Source organism: uncultured Methanobrevibacter sp. (genome assembly GCF_900314615.1).
Taxonomy (GTDB): Archaea; Methanobacteriota; Methanobacteria; order Methanobacteriales; family Methanobacteriaceae; genus Methanocatella.
Genome location: NZ_OMWA01000015.1, coordinates 1 through 18,937 on the forward strand (window position 1 = coordinate 1; position 18,937 = coordinate 18,937).

Sequence of the window (18,937 nt, forward strand, 5' to 3'; positions counted from 1 at the left end):
AACATCCTTTTTAAAACTTAAATCAAAAGATTTCAGAGCTTTTTGACAGGATTTAAAAATTTTCACAAAACGAGGATCTGAAAGGACTAATCCTCCTTTGAATCGCAAAATATATATTGTTTAACATCTAAAATACTATTTGGAGTATTTGTTTTTTGATTAGGTATAATAAAAACTTTTACTCCATCTATTTATTAAATTTAACTATTTTTAGATAAAATTAAAAATTCACAACTAATTTTCATCAAAAAATTTCAAATCAACAAAGTTTTTGAAAGAGTCTCAATATAGGCATCAGTCATGTTTGTGTAAACGACAATGCTGAAATCATTGGAACATTCGCTTTTATCCAAGGAAAAGACATTGAACCAACATATGCTAAAATTACAGACGGTTCATGGATTGATGATTCATCTTACGGAGTAATCCATAGATTAGCCAGTGACGGTTCTGAAAAAGTAATTGGATCATTTTGCATTAATTGGGCATATAATCAGTGCAACCACATCGGCATAGACACCCATATAGACAATATAGTGATGCAAAATCTTGTAAAAAAGTTAGGATTCATCCATTGCGGCACGATATATGTAGAACAGGACAATTATCTCTGTTTAGCATTTGAAAAAACTGAAAAAAAATAAAAAGAAAGTAGATAAAAATATCTACCTGACTTTAACTTTTGTTTTTATGGTGTTTTTAAGGTAAGTCACTTTTACAGTGTATGTTTTACCTTTTTTAAGCTTTTTAATAACATTTTTCTTTATGGTAACCTTAGCAATACCTTTTGAGTTAGTTTTTGCTTTATAGTTTTTACCATTGAACTTGAATGTTAGTTTTTTACCTTTGATAGCTTTTTTGTTTTTCAAGGTTGCTTTTAAAACTAATTTTTTAGCAGACTTTTTAACAGTGATTTTGGAAGTTTTGAGAACTTGCTTTACCTTAACAGTATTTTTGACAGTTTGACCTTTGTATGTTGCAGTTATTGCATATGTTCCAGGTTTGACTGTATTAGGTATTTTAAATGTTACAACACCATTAGCATTTGTTTTGAATTTAGAAGTCTTTTTGTTGAGTTTAACAGTTATTAACTGATTTGCACCAACCAATTTACCATCATCCCCATAAACTTTGAACTTATAGCTAGTTCCATCAAAGTAGTACATATTAATGTTTGAATTTCCACTGAATCTGGAGACAACTTTGATTGTATTTTTAGCTACCTCACCAGTTACAGTATTGATAATTTCAATAGCTTGATTAGTTGTCAAATTAGCGAAATTGATTGTAACATAACCTTCATCATCACTTATAACCTCTTTTTGATCATCATTAACAGTAACATTAACAATAACATTTCTTAAAGCATCACCAGTACTGTTTAAAATCTTGATTTTATAGTCATAATTACTGTTGTATCCTATTGTAACATCCTGAGAAACAATTGTGGTATTTACAACTATTGAATATCTACAAATAGTTCCGTTATATGTTATGACAACATCATAACTTCCAGGATCCAAATTAACGCCCAATTTTGCAGTACCGTTCTCATCAGCCTTAACTGTTGCAGTTATTCCATTTATTTCAAATGTTACATCATCACCTGGAGTTGCATTGACAGTTAAAGAAGACTTATCACCGTAATATCTCTCCAAGCCACCCGCATTTAAGTTTGGATTAGTATAGACTTTAATTGCAGCGATAGTATTTTCTAAAGCCATGTCTATGAATGTTCCATTCTTATAGTTAATTGAAACATTTTCAGGGATTTTATTTCTTGAACTAACATAAGCAAGTTGTTTACCTGAGATTTTAACAGAAAAGATATCTCCCTTATTTACACATATCAACTTATCCAATTTGAAAATTTCATATCCAAAATATGATGGAGTTACATTTTGAGTGTAAATTTCTTTTCCTCCAACAGATATTGTGATAGTATAATTTTCGCCAACATGAGTAAAGTAGGTTCCAACAGCAGAAATTATATCATTTCCATCAGCGACAAAAGTGTTTATATAAGTTGAAGCTATTGTATTTTCATTGAAAATTTTATTAACTTCAAATTTAGACAAACCATCAATGCTGGAAAAATTAAAATCATCTACTAGGTTCCTAAAAAATGTAATGTCTCCGGAAACATCATATTGATAGACTTTTTTATATGAAATTGTCGGATCAATGACAAATCCCACTATATTCACATCATTTACAAATACTGACCTATCATAATAAGAAGCATAATAATATCCTCCATCTCCCCAGTCAGAACCCCAGCTATTTTTAATAATCCAAGCTCCATCGCCAGGAGGAGTTATTTTAAAGTTGCTTGCAGAATAATTGTCATCCCATCCAACTAAAGTAACTGCATGGTCCCCGGTTTTTGACTGATTTGAATATATTGCATGAGTTACATTATTATAAAACGGTTCAACATTCTCAGATAAAACACTTACTGCTAAAGCCCCATATTTGACCAGCGCTTCTTTGATTTTGTAATTGTCTGATATATTTAAACGAGATTCTACGAAAATAGATTTATACGCATAATATTTAGCAATATCATCAAATGAAGGAGACACTTTTCCAAGTTCATCATATGTGTCATATTTCTCATCGATAGCTCCCAGACTTATGAAATTTACTGCACCTTGGTCACCACTACCTCCTTCATCACTATTTCCTCCATGGACACAGTAAAATAAAGCCATGTTCCTCTCATTGTTTTCTGAAACGTCCACAATTAAAGTTCCATTAGTTGCCTTCAACAATGCAGACTCAAGAGCAGCTGCTGATGCAAAAGACCAGCAAGATCCCATCCATCCTTGGGCTTTTACAGGTGTTACAAGCCCATAGTTACGTAAATCAAATGAAGTGGCATTAACTAAACTCAAATCAAAAAAAATCGGATTATAATCAATTGGAACATTGTTCAATTCATAAGTATACTTATATGATTTTTGATTTAATGTATTATTACCCTCATCAAAAGCATTATCTTTCAAAATAGCAGTTTTACCATCAAAAAATGAATAAACATTAATATTATTACCTTTAAAACGAGAATTTGAAATAGTGTAATTGGAATCATAAATGTATATTGAACCGGAATTATCTGTAAAGTTTGATTTTGTGACTGTTAAATTGCCTAAATCATTGTAAATAGCCCCACTCATATTTGACTGATTTACCCCATTACCATAAAATACTGAATTTTCAAAACTTGAGGCAACATGAGACATATAGACCACTCCACCCTCATAATAAGCCATATTTTCCTTAAAAATTGAATTTGATACTTTTAAATTACCACTTAACTGAATAAATGCCCCACCAAAGTTTGAAGAACATTTAATAAATTGAGAATCTGCAATTGATACATAGCCATTATAACTAAATGAATCCATTCCACTTACATCCAAGTACAATGCCCCAGCATTTTTTCTAGATGAAACATTTGTGAAAGTACAGTTATCGATTATGATTGTTTTTGCAAATTCCTTGAATCCCAATGCGCCTGCAGTGATGTTAGCATGCAAATTATTAAAATTACAATTTTTAACACTACCGTAACTGTCTTCAGCATGAACAGCAACAGTATAATTAGAAGTCATATTGGAAAAATCAGTATCCGAAATAGTGAATTGAGACTTTTTAACCTCCATCAAACCCCAGTACATATGTTTATCACTTTTAAAAATGTCATTTTTGACCGTTAAAGTGGAGTTATCCTTAACAAATATTGCAGAACCATATATTGTTGCAAAATTATTTATGAATTTATCATTAACACTTGAATAATTAGCTTTTTCAGCATGAATTGCTCCACCCTCTTCCCCACCGATATTGTTTTCAAAAGTAACATTATTGGTTGTTAATGTGGCATTTTTAATAAATATGGCAGAATTTTGAGCATTCTTAATAACCAAATTATTTATTATGACATTACCAAAATTGATAGTGAATATTCTTGATTTGGATGAACCATCAATAACATGATTATTACCATTTATTGTCAAATCATTATTGACTGCAATACCATTGACATAATTTTTATCATTATCTTCATTAAATGCATAATCTTTTGTTAAATTAATGACAGTGACATTTGATATATCCTCATTTAAATCCGTGAACGTATTTTCAGAGCTGGAGATTATTTCAATCTCCTCAACTGAATCAACTGCCAAATCAGATGTCTGATTAACATCCTGACTTGAAACAGCACCCATGGAAAATATAAATATCAATGCTACAACTAAACATATTCCATATATTTTCAAAATAGCATCTCCCTGATTAATCATGTAAAAAATTTATTAAAAAATATATAAAAAGTTTTTGAAATAAGAAAACATTTTTTTAATAGTTTAAACAATTTTAAATATAATAAATCTTATTTAGGAAAAATAGAATACAATTAACAAAAAAATAAAAGTAGATAAAAATTATCTACTTAACTTTAACAGTTGTTTTTATGGTGTTTTTAAGGTAAGTCACTTTAACAGCGTATGTTTTACCTTTTTTAAGTTTTTGAATAACATTTTTCTTAATGATAAATTTTGCAATTCCATTTTTATTAGTTTTTGCACTGAATTTTTTACCATTAATCTTAAGAGTTAATTTTTTACCCTTGACTGCTTTTTTGCCATTCTTGAGTGTTGCTTTAATGACAAGTTTTTTAGCAGTCTTTTTAACAGAATATTTTTTAGTGGTTTTAAGATTTTGTTTTACTTTTATAGCCTTTTTGATAGTTTGGCCTTTATATGTTGCTGTTAATTTGTAAGTGCCCGGTTTCAGTGTTTTTGGTATTTTCAAAGTAATATAACCGTTTACACTTGTTTTTACTTTGTAAGTTTTCTTGTTGAGTTTAATGGTAACTGTTTGACCTTTTCCAACATATTTACCATCATCACCAATTATTCTAACTTGGAATTTAGATCCATCAAAGTAATACATTGCAACATTGCTAGCACCAACAAATCTTGATTTTACAACAATTTTAGTTGTTTTTCTGTCATCATTTGAAGGATTTACAACAACAATTGTTTGCTGTTTAGTCAATTTAGTAAATGGAACAGTAGCATATCCTGATGCATCAGTTGTGTAGTTTTTAGATTTACCATTGACTGAAATTGAGATTTGAGTGTTGTTTAGTGGAGTTCCAGCAGAAGTCAATACCTGAACTTTATAATTATAATTGCTGTTGTAACCTCTAGTAACATTAGAAGAAACAATAGTACTTTTTATAAGAACATAATTGACAATAGAAGTGTTATTGTAAGTTGTAGTAATAGAATACCCCCCAACACTAGCATCTATTGGAAGTTTTGCCAAGCCGTTTTCATCTGCTACGACAGTATAGTTTTTATCACCGAATTCAAAAATGACAGTTTCGTTTGCACCAACATGAGCAACAAACGGAGTGTCATTAGCATAATATTTCACTAGATTATTAGTAATATTCAAGTCAGAAACTGTATATGCCTTGAGAATACCTATAAATAGCACTTTCCTCAAATCTTCCCATTCCTTGCCATTGTCACTTACAAAAGATTGACCTGCTTGCGGATGAATTCTGAGGTCATGGGCAACATATAACATATTCTTAAAGGTAACTTTAAATTTATCTCCCTTTTTTAATTTGGACAAGTTTATCTAATTTTATTGTTTCATATCCGCTCAATTTACTTATGCCTTTTTGAGTGTAGACATTAATATCATTTACCGATATATTGAACTCATATTCTCTGCCACTTTGGTTGAAAAATGTTCCGACAGCACCAATAAGCTCATCTTCATCAGCTGTGAAGACATTAGCATAATACTTGCCTTCAGGCACCCATTTGCCTTCTCCACCAACATCATGTTGGTAAATCCTGTTGTATGAGTCATTGTTAATTATGTAACAGACGCTTTCCTTATCACCAAAAGTAGTGTCATAATATGATAAGTAGAAGTATCCTCCATCACCCCAATTGGTTCCCCAGCTGTTTTTGCAAATCCATGCGCCGTCACCTTCAGGAGTTTTTAGGAAATTATATCTTGAATAATTGTCATCCCATCCAACGATACAGATTCTATGGGTTGAATCGAATTCATCATAACAATATTGTGCAGAACTTGATTTGTTGAAATATTTGTTTTGATTGAAATCTGCACGGTGACTTGCTGCTACAGCACCATAATTGATTAAAGCATTTTTGATTAAATCCCTATCTGAGGCTTTTTTTATTGTAGGAATTACAACTGCATTTTGAATGTGAATGTTTTCAGGAGTTATATACAATGATGAAATTTTACCAAGTTCATCGTAACCATCATAATCCTCTGGGAAAACTCCAAGCCAATCAACCAGATATGCAACAGCAGTGAATGCATTTCCCCCTTCAGAAAGAGTGTCTACACCGTATTTTGAATATTTGAGCATTGCATTTTGCATATTGTTTACAGATAGAGAATATGTCTTATTTGTATACCTAAGCAATGCGGATTCCAATGCGGCCATGTTTCCAAATGCCCAGCAGGACCCCATGAATCCCTGATCTTTAACAGGAGTTATCCAACCGTAATTTCTCAAATCAAATTTCACAGGCATCTCATCAAATGAAAGAGTGTTGTTGATTATTATAAACTTATTTGGAGCGCCTTCGAAATTATAGAAGTTATTGGTATTGTCGAAAGATTTAACATCAGATGTGTAATTGTTATTATTATTCTTAATCACTTTCCCATATACTGTGTATACGCTTATTGTATCAGATGGATTGTTGAAGTAATTTCCAGTTAATGTTAAATCATTATCATATGCATAAATTGCAGAACCCTCATAACCGGTATTGTTTACAAAATCATTTCCATTAAGGAGTGCACTGCCATCATCAAAATAGCATGCTCCACCATAAGATACATCATCTAATACAATGTTGGATTTGAATTTAGAATTGTAAATCTTAACATCAGTATAGCTTGTATAAACTGCACCACCTTCATAACCTGCAGCATTGGAAGTGAAATTTGTATTTTTAATAACTAGATTTCCATCCAATTGAAGGACAGCACCTCCAAAACCGGAATAACAGTTGTTGAATACTGAATTAGTTATACTAGTCATACTTCCGAAAACAGACCCGTCCCCAAAAATATCTGCATAAATTGCGCCCCCATTGTTTATGCTGGACACATTATCGAATTCACAGTTGGAAATTGTTAGTTTTGAAATAACTTTTGCTCCAATTGCACCTGCAGTTTTATAAGCGAACAGGTTTTTGAATTTGGAATTTTTAACTATTACACTACCATCATTTATAGAAAAGATTGCAGCGGCATATTTTGAAGTGGTATTTAAAAAATTGGAATTATCAACATTTAATACTGATCCGCTCAAATAGATTTGCCCTTTAATAATTTTATCGCTGCTGCTTGCAAATGTGGAGTCGACAACATTTACAGCACCCATAACAGAAGTGATTGAAGCACCATTAGCTCCACCATTGTCAATGAATTTACAATTATTAACGTTTAATGTAGCATTGTGAGAATAAATGGCACCATTATTATCATATGATTCACCATCTCCAAGGCAATTTATGAAAGTAACATTGTTCAATGTTAACTGGGAATTGGCTCTAATTGCTGAACCATACCCGTAAAGCGCATTTTCAATGATTAAATTATTTATTATAACATTCTTTCCAGTTATATAAAATGCTCTAGATTGACCGTTACAGTTAATTTTATGATTATTTCCATTAATGACAAAATTATTCTTAGTTATATTGATTCCACTAGAATAACTTTTGTCAGTTTCATTATTGAAGCGATAATCATTTTCAAATGTAAACTTTGAATTTTCAACTTCAATCGCACTAGAAAGGTCTTTGAATGATTTTTCACCACTAGCATCGTTTAAAACATCAAAATCCCCGGTATCGTTTAAATCAACCGCCGATATTGCCGTGATTGAAATTAAAAAGACCATTATAATAAAAAAATGTATTATAAATTTATTAAGTTTCATATTTACACCTAAAAAATTATTCAGGTGTATGTATCTTTGATAAAATATTTAAGTTTATTCAAAAAAAATTTAAAAACCATTTTTAAAAATAAATGACAAACTGAAATGAACAATGTTAAGTGAATTTCTATTTCATGGTGGTGGTAGAAGATTTTAACCAGTTTTAAATAGTTTTTTGCAGAGTTAAGAGTCATGTTTTCTTTGCAGTAGTTCATGTAATTGATTAGTCTTTTTTTAAGAGTTCTTTTTTTCCATCTGATTTTTTGTTCTTCTTCTTCCTCTGCTTCGTCCAACAATTCTTGCAATGTTTTTTCTTGAAAATTGCAATAGTGTCTTAATGTATTTCTAAAACTATAATATGTTGATTTAGAGAGTCCTCTAGTAGTTATAAACTCTTGGAGTAACTCTTCATTTGTATTACTCATTTTTTTCATCTCGCTATTCGTTATTCATGACTTATGTTTATATGTTAATAAGTCTATAAATTGTGCTAGAGAGCATTTGGTAAGTATTCGATTTTCTGACCGAAAACTATATGTTAGTATATGAAAATAAATATAGTTACAAAATGTAAGTTTAATTAAAATCATATACTTTTACTGCTCTTGCACGGAATATTTTTATGAAAAAAATTTCATGAAAAATGAGGGTAAGTAATCGAAAATCAACGTACTTACTAAAAGTTAAGTTTATTTAAGGAGGTAAATTACTTGGCATTTAAAGATTATTTTAAATTTAACAAAGATAAAACAACATTTATTTTTATAGGTGGAAAAGGTGGGGTCGGAAAAACTTCTGTATCCTCCGCTACTGCATTATGGTTAGCTGAACAAGGTAAAAAAACTTTAATTGTATCAACTGACCCTGCACATTCTTTATCTGATTCATTGGAAGTTCCAATTGGAAGTTACCCTAGAGAAATCAAAACAAATCTCTTTGCAGTTGAAATAGACCCTGATGTTGCAATGGCTCAAAAACAGGCTCAGCTTGAAGCTCAAAAAGCAGCTAATCCTGACGACCAGGACAGCTTATTCGGTATGGATTTCTTATCTGACCAATTGGATATGGCATCATCTTCTCCGGGAGCAGATGAAGCTGCAGCATTTGAAATGTTTATGGGAGTAATGAATTCTGAAGAATACGATGTTGTTGTATTTGATACTGCTCCAACCGGACACACTTTAAGGTTGCTGTCATTTCCTGAAGTAATGGACTCATGGGTGGGTAAAATGATGATGCTTAAGGCAAAATTAGGTTCAGCAACCAACGCTTTAAGAAAAATCATGCCTTTCATGGACGAAGTTGACAATCCTCAAACATCCGAGGATTTAAAAAGAACTAAAGAACAAATCAATCAGGCAAAAGCAGTACTGTCTGATCCGGACAGAACTACATTCAAGATGGTTGTCATTCCTGAAGAAATGTCAATTTATGAATCTGAAAGAGCTTTGGAAGCTTTAGGCAAACATGACATTACTGTTGACAGCGTTATTGTAAATCAGGTAATGCCTGATATCTGTGACTGTGATTTCTGCCATTCAAGACACAAATTGCAGCAAAAACGTCTGGCTTTGATTGACCAGAAATTCCCAAATCAGCACATTGCCGAAGTTCCTTTATTCAAAGATGAAGTTAAAGGTCAGGAAAAATTATTGAACCTGGCTCACATCCTCTATGAAGGAAAAGACAACGATGAAGTAACCCAGGAAGCTATTCAATTATAAAAAATAAAAAAATAAGTTAAAATAAATTAATTATTTTAACTTTAACTATTCTTCTTTTTTCAAAAACCATTCTATAAATAATGCAATGACAAGCAAACCAAATATGTAGCTTGTTATTCTTAATTGTTGCATACTAATCAATTCATATAAAAATAGCAGTATAAATGCAATTTCTAGGATTTGAACAACTATGTGCTGGTTTTTGAATTTTTCAATCAGCTCATTTATAGATTTTTTACGGTGTGATATTATTATTTGAATTATTACTGCTGCAAAAATTGCTGCAATAAACAGTATCCATATGTCTAAGGATATTCGACCATCCATGGATGGTGTAGTAAAAATCAGCACACCAAATATGATGAATAATATCACTATTAATATTATGTCCTTATTGTTCATTTTACACTCCCGTTCCAACTTTTATCCCAATATTTTGTAGGGACATTAATAGGTGACCAATATTCATCGCTGAAATAGTTATAAGTTTCAGCTCTGGTTAACTTTTTGGTGTTTCCATCACTTATAATTATTGCATCATCTCTGTTAAGGCTCAAGTCACTATTTATTCCAACTTCAAGGTAATCATAACTTCCTTTACCATTTGGAATATTGTACACCTTTTTATTTTGAAGATAACCAGGCCTGGTAAATGTAAGTGTATCCATATATTTGTACCAGTCTTTTTGATCGGTGGTATCTCTGTAGTCCACTCCAAGCTGCTGAATGAAAACCATGTTTCCAATCACGCTTAAAGTGGCTTTGGTTGCTCCGGTTAAAATCTTGCCTCCTGCCTGTGTGAGCATTTTATAGGCAATTTTACTCATAGGATGAATCTGATCCATAAATTCTTTTATTTTGGTATGTACATTTGAAAAAAGGTTTAGTGCGTTGTTTACTCCGCTGATTATGTCATTTGCAAGCTGAACAATGCTGCAGCAGTCGCAGACAGTTGATATTGATGAACCCTTATAGGTCACATCATTATGGGTATGAATGACATTTGCAACTCCGCTGCTGGTATTGAAAATTATTGCGGACCCGCTTCCGTCTTCTGCAAATATGTATATCATTTCTCCAATCTGTGCTATGCTGGATCTATTGCTGTTCATTGCTATGTACATATTGTCCTGTGAATTGGTAGTAAAATCCAAATACCTTAATGATACTGAATCCAGACAATATTCTTCGATATTGGGCAGCTGAAGTGAATTTATTAATCTGAATGAATTGATGTTGTCCTTATTTCCTGTAACTTCCATTCCCATATCTGCATTTAAAATGTTTAGATAAGTATCTTCTAGATTTATTCCGCCAAGTATGGTTGTAGCTTTTGTTCTTTTCCAGCTGACTCCAAAATCTGCAGCATATTCATCTGCCAGTTTGTCTGCAAGCCAGACAGTTTGAAGTGATGCCAGATGCATTCCGTATGCGTTCATTACTCCAAATCTGTTGAGATATGCTTTGTTGTTGTTCATCCAGCTTTCTAGAGTTTTTGCAGTTATCTTTTCTGTAATAATGCTGTAAGCCTGCAGGACTTCAAAACCTACGGTGGAGCGGTATTTTTCACCAAGTCCGTAGCTTATTGTTTCTTTTTGTTCAAGTTCTTCCTTTCCGTTAACACTGAATCTTGTGATTATGTCCTCTTCTGGTACGGGACCAACAATATCTTTTCCGAAATATGAAAATGTGACTGGAGTGTCTGTTTTTAAAAATTTAATTGATTTGGTATTGTGGTTGGTTATTTCATCATAGCTTTTGTAGTTAAAATCATAAATCGATTTTTGGTAAAATTTGGCCAGACTGTATCTCAATCCGAATTCGTCAAAGCTTTGTGTTAAAACGTTGACTTTGGCAATAACCTTCTCGTTCTGCATGTATGTGAAGGTTTCACTGTTCATCATGTCTCTATCGGCAAATACTGCGAACAGTTCAACATTGTCTCCTGTTCTGGACTGATAGTCGATTTGTGTAAATCCGCTTCTTTTTGAAATTATTATTCCATTTCCCTTTAAATTGCTTTTATTTGCATCGCTTTTAACTGCACCTCCGTCCATTGGGATAAAATGATATTTGTAACCTATCAATGATGAGGATATGCCATCGAATTTGGTGTTTGAAAACATGTAGCTTTTATTTCCCATCTGTATTGTGAAAAGCTCATTTTTAGGCATTTTAATTATGCCGTGCAGTCCGCTTTTTAAAGTGTATCCGTTATAGTCAAAGACGTGGTCGGTTGTTACATTGACGTAGTCTGGAATTAAAATGGAATGTGTAAAGTTTGTGGTTTTAATAAGTTTGTTTACTGTAATTTTGTTTGTAGCTTTTAGCCCGGAATATTGGGTTGTGATAGTGTATTTTCCGCTGCTAAGACTTAATTCAAGAGTTGCAATTCCTTTGCTGTTTGTTGTTTTTGTATAGGTTTTGCCGTCAACCTTGATTGTTACTTTCTGTTTTGCTGAGACTTTTCCGTTGCTGTTTAATATTTTAACGTTGAATTTGCCTTTTTTGTTCTCGCTGAATGTCAAATCATTGCTGATAATCAATGAATTTATCGTAACGGTTTTTGTGACTGTTTCTGATGTTTTCGAATTAATGACTGAAAGTGAATATGATCCAGGTTTTAAATCAATAGCAAGTTTCCCGACACCTTTGGTGCTGGTTTTAACTGAATATGTTTTTCCGTTCAGTTTATATTTCACTGACGTACTTTTCAGCGCTTTTCCTTTTTTATCATAAAATGTTGAAGAATAAGATGCGCTGTTTTTATAGTATTTTGAAAAATCATTGGCTTTGATTGTACTTTTGATGGTCACAGTACTTTTTGCACTTGCTCCTTCAAATTCACTGTTCCCGTCACATGTGCTTAAAACAGTATATTTTCCGCTTTTTAAATTCAGATTCAGAGATACCTGTCCTTTGTTGTTGGTTGTTTTGGTGTAGGTTTTCCCGTCAATCTGAATTTTGATTTTAGCGTTTCCGATTACCATTTTCTGGAATTTCAAAGTTGCCGTGAATTTGCTTCCGTCCTTATAATACATCTTAACATTTGGGGCACTTAAAGTTACTTTTTTCTTAGTACCTTCCTTAATCAGCGTACTGTATATGACGGTTTCGCTTAATTTCTCATCATCACTTTTCTGCAGTTCGTCATTGCTTTCTACATTAACACTACATAAATCCTCGCTAGGATCTGGTTGTGAAATCATTTCTAATGTTTCATTTTCATTGTCTGTAGCTGAAACGGCTGTGATTAAAAATAGAAGCAAAAAAATGAAACATATGGTGTTTATTTTTATGTTCATAATATCTACCTTAATTGTCAATTTTTGAAATCAACAATTAAAGTATCTGAACTCTACTATATGAACTTTATTTTTAAAATTAAATCGTAAATGTTTTTAAAAATGAATTTTATGGATAAATTATCCTAATATATGACAATAATGCACATATAGGTAAATTCACTTTGAGCAATCTCTTTTAAAGTGGATTCGACAATTTTCTCATCAGGGTAGCTTAGGCGTTCACAGACTACAACTTTACGCTTAGGGTCAACACCATTGTCAAGCAAAAACTGGGCCATATCCTTCACTTTTCTTGAAGGAAGCGCTATGGTTACTTTTCCGTTATTTATAACTGGCAGAATATCTTCAATGTTTTCCCTTCCGTGAAATGTCATCACATTGGCATTGTCCCATTGAATGTGGCATTTTGCAGCGGCCAGCTGAAGGGAGCTTATTCCAGGAATGACTTCAATATTTTCTTTTGGAAAGTTGAGTTCATCGGACAGTCTCAGTACTGTATTTAAAACTCCTGAAAAACCAGGGTCTCCAGTTGATAAAATTGACACGGTATTTCCTTCGCAGGCCAGCTCGACACCTTTTTTTAAAGTATCCAATAATTCTTTAACGTTAAATGCGAGTTTGTTTTGAACATCATCAAACAAATCGATTGCACGTGTGCTTCCAACAGTGTAATCACTTGCTTTAACAGTATCGATTGCTTTTTTAGTTAGATATTCGCTTGCTCCAGGTCCTATTCCAATAATGTAAATTTTACCGTTCATTTTAATCCTCAATTTCCAAAGTCTTCTTAAATGATTCTTTTAATGCATTTCTAGTTTCATCAGAGTAGCTGTTGTCGTTTTCATCATGGAGTGTAAACATGGCTAATTCATAGATTACCTTATTCATGGATTTGCCGTATTCGGTTAGATAGTATTCTGTTGTAACGGGAGTGGTGTTTACAACAACTTTTTCTATCAGACCATTTTCCTCCAGTTCTTTCAGACAATTTGACAGTACTTTATTGCTTAATTTTGGATTGTCTTCCTTAAATTCCTTAAAGTGTTTTTTGCCAAAAAATAAGTCTCTAATTATCTGGATACTCCATTTTTTATTAATCAGATTTAAAGTCTTGTCAACTGGGCAGACAATTTTTTCAGAGTTCATATTGATATTTTGTTTAAATTTATTATATATAGTTACTTTTTAGTTACATGGTTTCCTAAAAGTTACAAAAATCATTTAAATGCTTAAAATTAAATTATAATTAACAAATTTGGGAGGTATTAGATGAATACACAAGAACAGTTGGATTTTTTACTGAATTACCTGATTGAAGAACGGGATGAAAGAATCGATGTCCCGGATAATTATCAGGAAAAAAGAAATTTGCTTCGTGCGTTGATGAATGTGAGAATGCCTTCTAAGGTATCAGATGAATTTTTAAAAGTTCAGGATGAGTTTTTAACTGCTGAAACTAAAAATAAAAATTTAACTTCAGTCGATGAGATTGAAGAAGTTAAAGGTAAATTAATGCTTTGGCAGGGAGATATTGCAACTTTAAAATCTGATGCAATTGTAAATGCTGCAAATTCAAAGTTGCTGGGATGTTTCATTCCTTTGCATAACTGCATTGACAATGTGATACATTCGGCGGCGGGAGTTCAGCTGAGAGAGGAATGCGACAGGATTATGCGCCAACAGGGTGTTGATGAGGAAATCGGAAAAGCTAAAATCACAGGTGCTTATAATCTTCCTTCAAAATATGTTATTCACACTGTCGGTCCGGCAATTGCCCAGGGGTTAAAACCAGCTGATAAAGATTGTGAAGCTCTTGCGAGCTGTTATAGGTCTTGCCTTGAAATTGCCAGTTACAATAAACTGGAATCATTGGCATTCTGCTGTATTTCAACTGGAGTTTTTAATTTTCCTCAGGATTTGGCGGCAGAAATTGCAGTAAAAACTGTAGAAGACTATCTGAATTCAAATGAAACAAGTCTGAAACATGTTATATTCAATGTGTTTACAGATAAGGATTATTATATTTATACGAAATTGTTGTTTGGTGATTAAATGGAAAAGTTTGTTTTAAGATTGGATAGGGCTAAAAAAGTCATTGATGATGCAGATTATATTTTAATTGGTGCCGGAGCAGGGCTTTCGACTGCGGCCGGAATTGAATACAGCGGTGAAAGGTTCAAAAAATATTTTGGAGATTTCATTGAAGAATATGGATTTACAGACATGTACTCTTCAGGATTTTACCCTTTTGAATCCTCGGAGGAGAAATGGGCATACTGGGCAAGGCATGTTTTTGCAAACAGATATGATGTTGGAAAAACTGATGTATATCAGAAACTCCTAAAACTAGTTGAAAACAGGGATTATTTTGTAATAACTACCAATGTGGAGAGTCAGTTCTGGATTAACGGATTTGACGGGTCAAGAATCTTTGCAACACAGGGTGATTATGGACTTTTACAATGCTCAAAACCGTGTCATGATAAACTGTATTCAAATGAAGTTCAGGTTCACGAATGGCTGGATAAAACAGAAAACTTTAAAATTCCATCTGAGCTGATACCGAAATGTCCCGTCTGCGGTGAAGAGATGGAACTTAACCTAAGAGTGGACAATACATTTGTTGAAGATGAAAAATGGCATGAAATGTATAATAACTATGAAAAATTTTTAGAAAAAATCGACGGCAGTAAAGTAGTATTTATGGAATTTGGTGTGGGATACAATACACCTGCAATTATACGTTTTCCATTTGAAAGGATGACTTTGTCAAATCCTAATGCAAATCTGATTAGGTTCAATCTGGATTATCCTCAGCCAACCCGTGAAAATAAAGATAAAACAATCAGTTTTGATGAAAATATTGAAGATGTCTTGGATTACTGGCTTTCAAGAATTTAACTCTTCAATTTCCTTTTTTAAGAATTTATAAATTGATTCTGCTCCAATCAGTTCGCCGGGATCTTTCCATTGTGAAGGATATAAAATAAACGGCTTTGACTGGTCGCCTCCAAGACCTCCATGAGATCCGATGAGCTCTTCAAAAGCACATACTTCGTTATTTTTTTCGTCATAGAAACTGTTGACTAAAATATCCGGCATGTTTTTAAAGCTGTTTTCTCTTTTAAGATGTTTTGCAGCGTTTTTTCCAAAGCCTTCAAGAGGATTCTTACCGACAATTTCATCACTTTCAAGATAATAAATTCCATTTTGCCCGATTACCATTCCTCCGTTTGTAAGTGAGTTTACAAGTACAAAACCGATTCCTGAATGCTTTACAAGGCCCGGAATTAAATCCGGAAATAGCATTACAATCTCTTCATAGGTCAGACGCTGTTTCCATTGGGTGAGATAAATCAGACCCATATTTCCGGAACCTAAAACAATAAGCTCGGAGTCTTGAGCTTTTTTACTGCTTTGCTGGCTGCTTTCATATCCTTTAATATAATCTAGGCTGTTCGAATACTTTTCACGTAAATTGATAAATGTTTCGTTTTCAAAGATTATTGCAGGTTTTCTGTTTTGAATTTCTTCCCTTAAATTCTGCAGGGACTCATTTTCATCAAATAGGTCATAGCGGATATTTTCAACACGCTCTTTAATGTTTTGGATTTGCCTGTTTTCAGGTAAAATCGCATCTCTAAAGTGGTCAATATTGTATTCGCTTTTGTAGAATGTCAAATCATCGGGAAGCAGTCTGCGAACATAATTTTCAAGTGTTATTCCATATCTCTGTTTGAATGTGGCGCCGTTACTTTGGCCGTGGTCTGATAAAATAACCATCTCGTAGTTGCGCTCACTCATTTCAATTGCGGATTTTAATCTTTGAAACTGAAGGTCGATTTGTTTTAAAACGCCCCATACGTCATCGTCCTCAACTCCTGAGTGATGGGCCACTTCATCATATCCCATAAATGTGGCGTATGCGGTATCGATATCTCCGGTCAGTATTTCACTTGAGAGAACTTCGGTTGTGGCCTCTCTCAGCACTACATTTGCACCTGCTCTGACTGCAGCATAAACGGGAGTTCGTCTAATTCTTGGCCGGATATTTTTAAGGGTGTGTACAATCTGGGATTTGAATTCAAGTAGAATGTCCCATAAAAAGAGTACGAATATTCTCTGGAAGTTATATGAATCTAAAAACAGTGTATGCAATGTTTTATTATATATTCTGGTAATGCTTCCCACTCTTGAAGATGTTAGAGCGGACAGTTTGCTGTCTCCGGAAAACATGTTGGCAATACTGATTCCATTAACAAGCAGCCCGTTCCCGTCATTTATTTTATCTTCAATTAGGCGAGCATGGCTTAACTTTCCGGAAACTATAATGTTGTTGTCATTTTCTTTTTCAACCCATCTGTAGGCAACGATATCCTTATTGGTTCCATGCAGGATTCCTGCCTGGCTTGCTCCGGTCTGTGAAGACAGGTCAGTTTCCCACTGCTTTAACGTGTGAGTTTTGCCTATCCAGCTTTCAAGTGTCGGCATAACTCCTTTTTCAACAGCTTTTTTTAAAGTATTGAAAGACAATCCGTCAATTTCAAGCATTATTACTCCTGAATATTGTTTTTTATGCTCGCTTTTTCTTTTTTTGGCATGTCTTGCAATGTAGTTTTTAATGTAGGAATCATAGTAGTTGGTATTTGTAATGTTGGTTATGAATGTTGTAACAATCGCAATAACAATCGGAACCTGCCAGAAACCGTAAAAATCAACATGAACTCCTGGAATGAAGTATGTGGATATGTAAAATATCACTGAATTGATAAAAAGCGATCCGATACCGAAAGTCCATATGATAAACTTCATTAAAAATCGCCTGAATATTGGCCATAGAATAGCATTGGCAATGGTAAATGCAATCATTATCACTACTGCATTATAAAGAGGTCCTATTGTAAAGCCGGAACTGATATACTCAACAAATATTACAGAAAAAATCCCTCCGGCAAATAAAAATAATGTTGTAATGATGGTTTTAAGGGAGTAAATTAGTTTATTTTTAAAGCTCATTCTATCTCAATTTTCTGCTTTTTACCAGTTTTCAAAGTAATGATTGTAACTTCAGGTTTACAGTTTATTCTAATTCTAAATGAGTTTGTTCCAAGGCCTTTGCTTGTGTATTGAATCATATCTCTGACTTTATACAGTCCGACAGGATATTTTGTAGAATTTGGTCCTCTAAATGGAGTTGTTTCAACTTTTGGGATGATGAATTGCCCTCCATGTGAATGTCCGGAGATTTGAAGGTCAAAGAAATTTGTCTGTGAGGATTCCTTTGCAAAATCAGGTTCGTGGGCAAGCAATATGCTAGGTATGCCTTTGGGCATTTTAGCTATAACTCTGTCTAGATTGTCAGCGCAAACTGTACAGCTGTCCACTCCGCAGATATTTAAAAATTCCCCGTCTCTTTCGAGAGTGTGAACGTCATTGCTCAAATCAATGATATCTGACTGTTTGAATATGTCTCTGATAATGCTTGAGCCCATCCAGTGGTCATGATTTCCCAAAACACCAAATTTCCCGTCACGTGATTTCAATTTCTTGAATGAATCAGCTAAAGCCTCTTCATATCCGTCAACAACATATGAAAAATAGTCTCCGGTCAGTGTGACCAAATCATAATTCAATGTGTTTACATAATCGATGAGATCTTCCAGATATTCAGGATTAATCCATTGGCCTAAATGGATATCAGTAAGGTTTAAAATCTTGTAATTATTAAAATTCCATCCTAAATCTGCAAGTTCTATATTTACTTCTACCAAATCAATTTTTTTCTCACTAAACTGTTTGTCCGGAAGTGAATATGTCATTGCATCCTGGATTCCCTGACGAATCTTCATGGCCTGTGGACGTTCAATTTCTTCATCTTTCAT

At 33.2% G+C, this 18,937-nt stretch carries 13 protein-coding genes; 3 read left to right on the forward strand and 10 right to left on the reverse strand.

Translation table 11 applies throughout. From position 1 onward, the window contains the following. Window positions 1–665: 665 nt before the first annotated feature. The 4 genes from QZN33_RS05975 to QZN33_RS05990 form a co-directional block, all read right to left on the reverse strand. Window positions 666–4,310: a C1 family peptidase gene (locus QZN33_RS05975; RefSeq protein ID WP_296790043.1), complete on the reverse strand. Its 3,645-nt coding sequence runs from the start codon at window positions 4,308–4,310 to the stop codon at window positions 666–668. 145 nt (window positions 4,311–4,455) lie between these two features. Then, window positions 4,456–5,607, reverse strand: coding sequence for a hypothetical protein (locus tag QZN33_RS05980; protein WP_296790044.1), 1,152 nt, complete (start codon window positions 5,605–5,607; stop codon window positions 4,456–4,458). 22 nt (window positions 5,608–5,629) lie between these two features. After that, window positions 5,630–7,984 (reverse strand): C1 family peptidase, encoded by a 2,355-nt coding sequence (locus QZN33_RS05985; protein WP_296790045.1) that lies wholly within the window; start codon window positions 7,982–7,984, stop codon window positions 5,630–5,632. A 59-nt stretch (window positions 7,985–8,043) separates the two neighbouring features. Further along, window positions 8,044–8,448 (reverse strand): hypothetical protein, encoded by a 405-nt coding sequence (locus QZN33_RS05990; protein ID WP_296790046.1) that lies wholly within the window; start codon window positions 8,446–8,448, stop codon window positions 8,044–8,046. A gap of 285 nt (window positions 8,449–8,733) precedes the next feature. Between QZN33_RS05990 and QZN33_RS05995 the strand changes: the two genes are divergently transcribed. Next, a complete protein-coding gene (locus QZN33_RS05995) occupies window positions 8,734–9,747 on the forward strand; it encodes an ArsA family ATPase (RefSeq protein WP_296790047.1) in 1,014 nt (337 codons plus the stop codon). Between the two features lie 45 nt (window positions 9,748–9,792). On the opposite strand, the gene QZN33_RS06000 is transcribed toward QZN33_RS05995, so the two are convergent. The 4 genes from QZN33_RS06000 to QZN33_RS06015 form a co-directional block, all read right to left on the reverse strand. After that, window positions 9,793–10,149 (reverse strand): hypothetical protein, encoded by a 357-nt coding sequence (locus tag QZN33_RS06000; protein ID WP_296790048.1) that lies wholly within the window; start codon window positions 10,147–10,149, stop codon window positions 9,793–9,795. Continuing rightward, on the reverse strand, window positions 10,146–13,052 hold the full coding sequence (locus QZN33_RS06005; protein ID WP_296790049.1) for an Ig-like domain-containing protein: 2,907 nt from the start codon (window positions 13,050–13,052) through the stop codon (window positions 10,146–10,148). The genes QZN33_RS06000 and QZN33_RS06005 overlap by 4 nt, the downstream gene beginning before the upstream one ends. 125 nt (window positions 13,053–13,177) lie before the next feature. Further along, a complete protein-coding gene (locus tag QZN33_RS06010) occupies window positions 13,178–13,816 on the reverse strand; it encodes a cobalt-precorrin-7 (C(5))-methyltransferase (protein WP_296790050.1) in 639 nt (212 codons plus the stop codon). Between the two features lies 1 nt (window position 13,817). Next, window positions 13,818–14,201, reverse strand: coding sequence for a helix-turn-helix domain-containing protein (locus tag QZN33_RS06015; RefSeq protein WP_296790051.1), 384 nt, complete (start codon window positions 14,199–14,201; stop codon window positions 13,818–13,820). Window positions 14,202–14,324: 123 nt separating this feature from the next. On the opposite strand from QZN33_RS06015, the gene QZN33_RS06020 reads away from it, so the two are divergent. Together QZN33_RS06020 and QZN33_RS06025 are read left to right on the forward strand one after the other, a co-directional pair. Next, a complete protein-coding gene (locus QZN33_RS06020; protein WP_296790052.1) occupies window positions 14,325–15,107 on the forward strand; it encodes a protein-ADP-ribose hydrolase in 783 nt (260 codons plus the stop codon). Then, on the forward strand, window positions 15,108–15,956 hold the full coding sequence (locus QZN33_RS06025; protein WP_296790053.1) for a hypothetical protein: 849 nt from the start codon (window positions 15,108–15,110) through the stop codon (window positions 15,954–15,956). It abuts the gene before it with no gap. Here QZN33_RS06025 and QZN33_RS06030 read toward each other — a convergent pair. Both QZN33_RS06030 and QZN33_RS06035 read right to left on the reverse strand, forming a co-directional pair. Further along, complete coding sequence (locus QZN33_RS06030; protein ID WP_296790054.1) at window positions 15,945–18,071, reverse strand: phage holin family protein; 2,127 nt, start codon at window positions 18,069–18,071, stop codon at window positions 15,945–15,947. The two genes, QZN33_RS06025 and QZN33_RS06030, sit on opposite strands and share 12 nt — an antisense overlap. Next, entirely contained in the window at window positions 18,068–18,937 is an 870-nt protein-coding gene (locus QZN33_RS06035) for a metallophosphoesterase (protein ID WP_296790055.1), read from the reverse strand. The genes QZN33_RS06030 and QZN33_RS06035 overlap by 4 nt, the downstream gene beginning before the upstream one ends.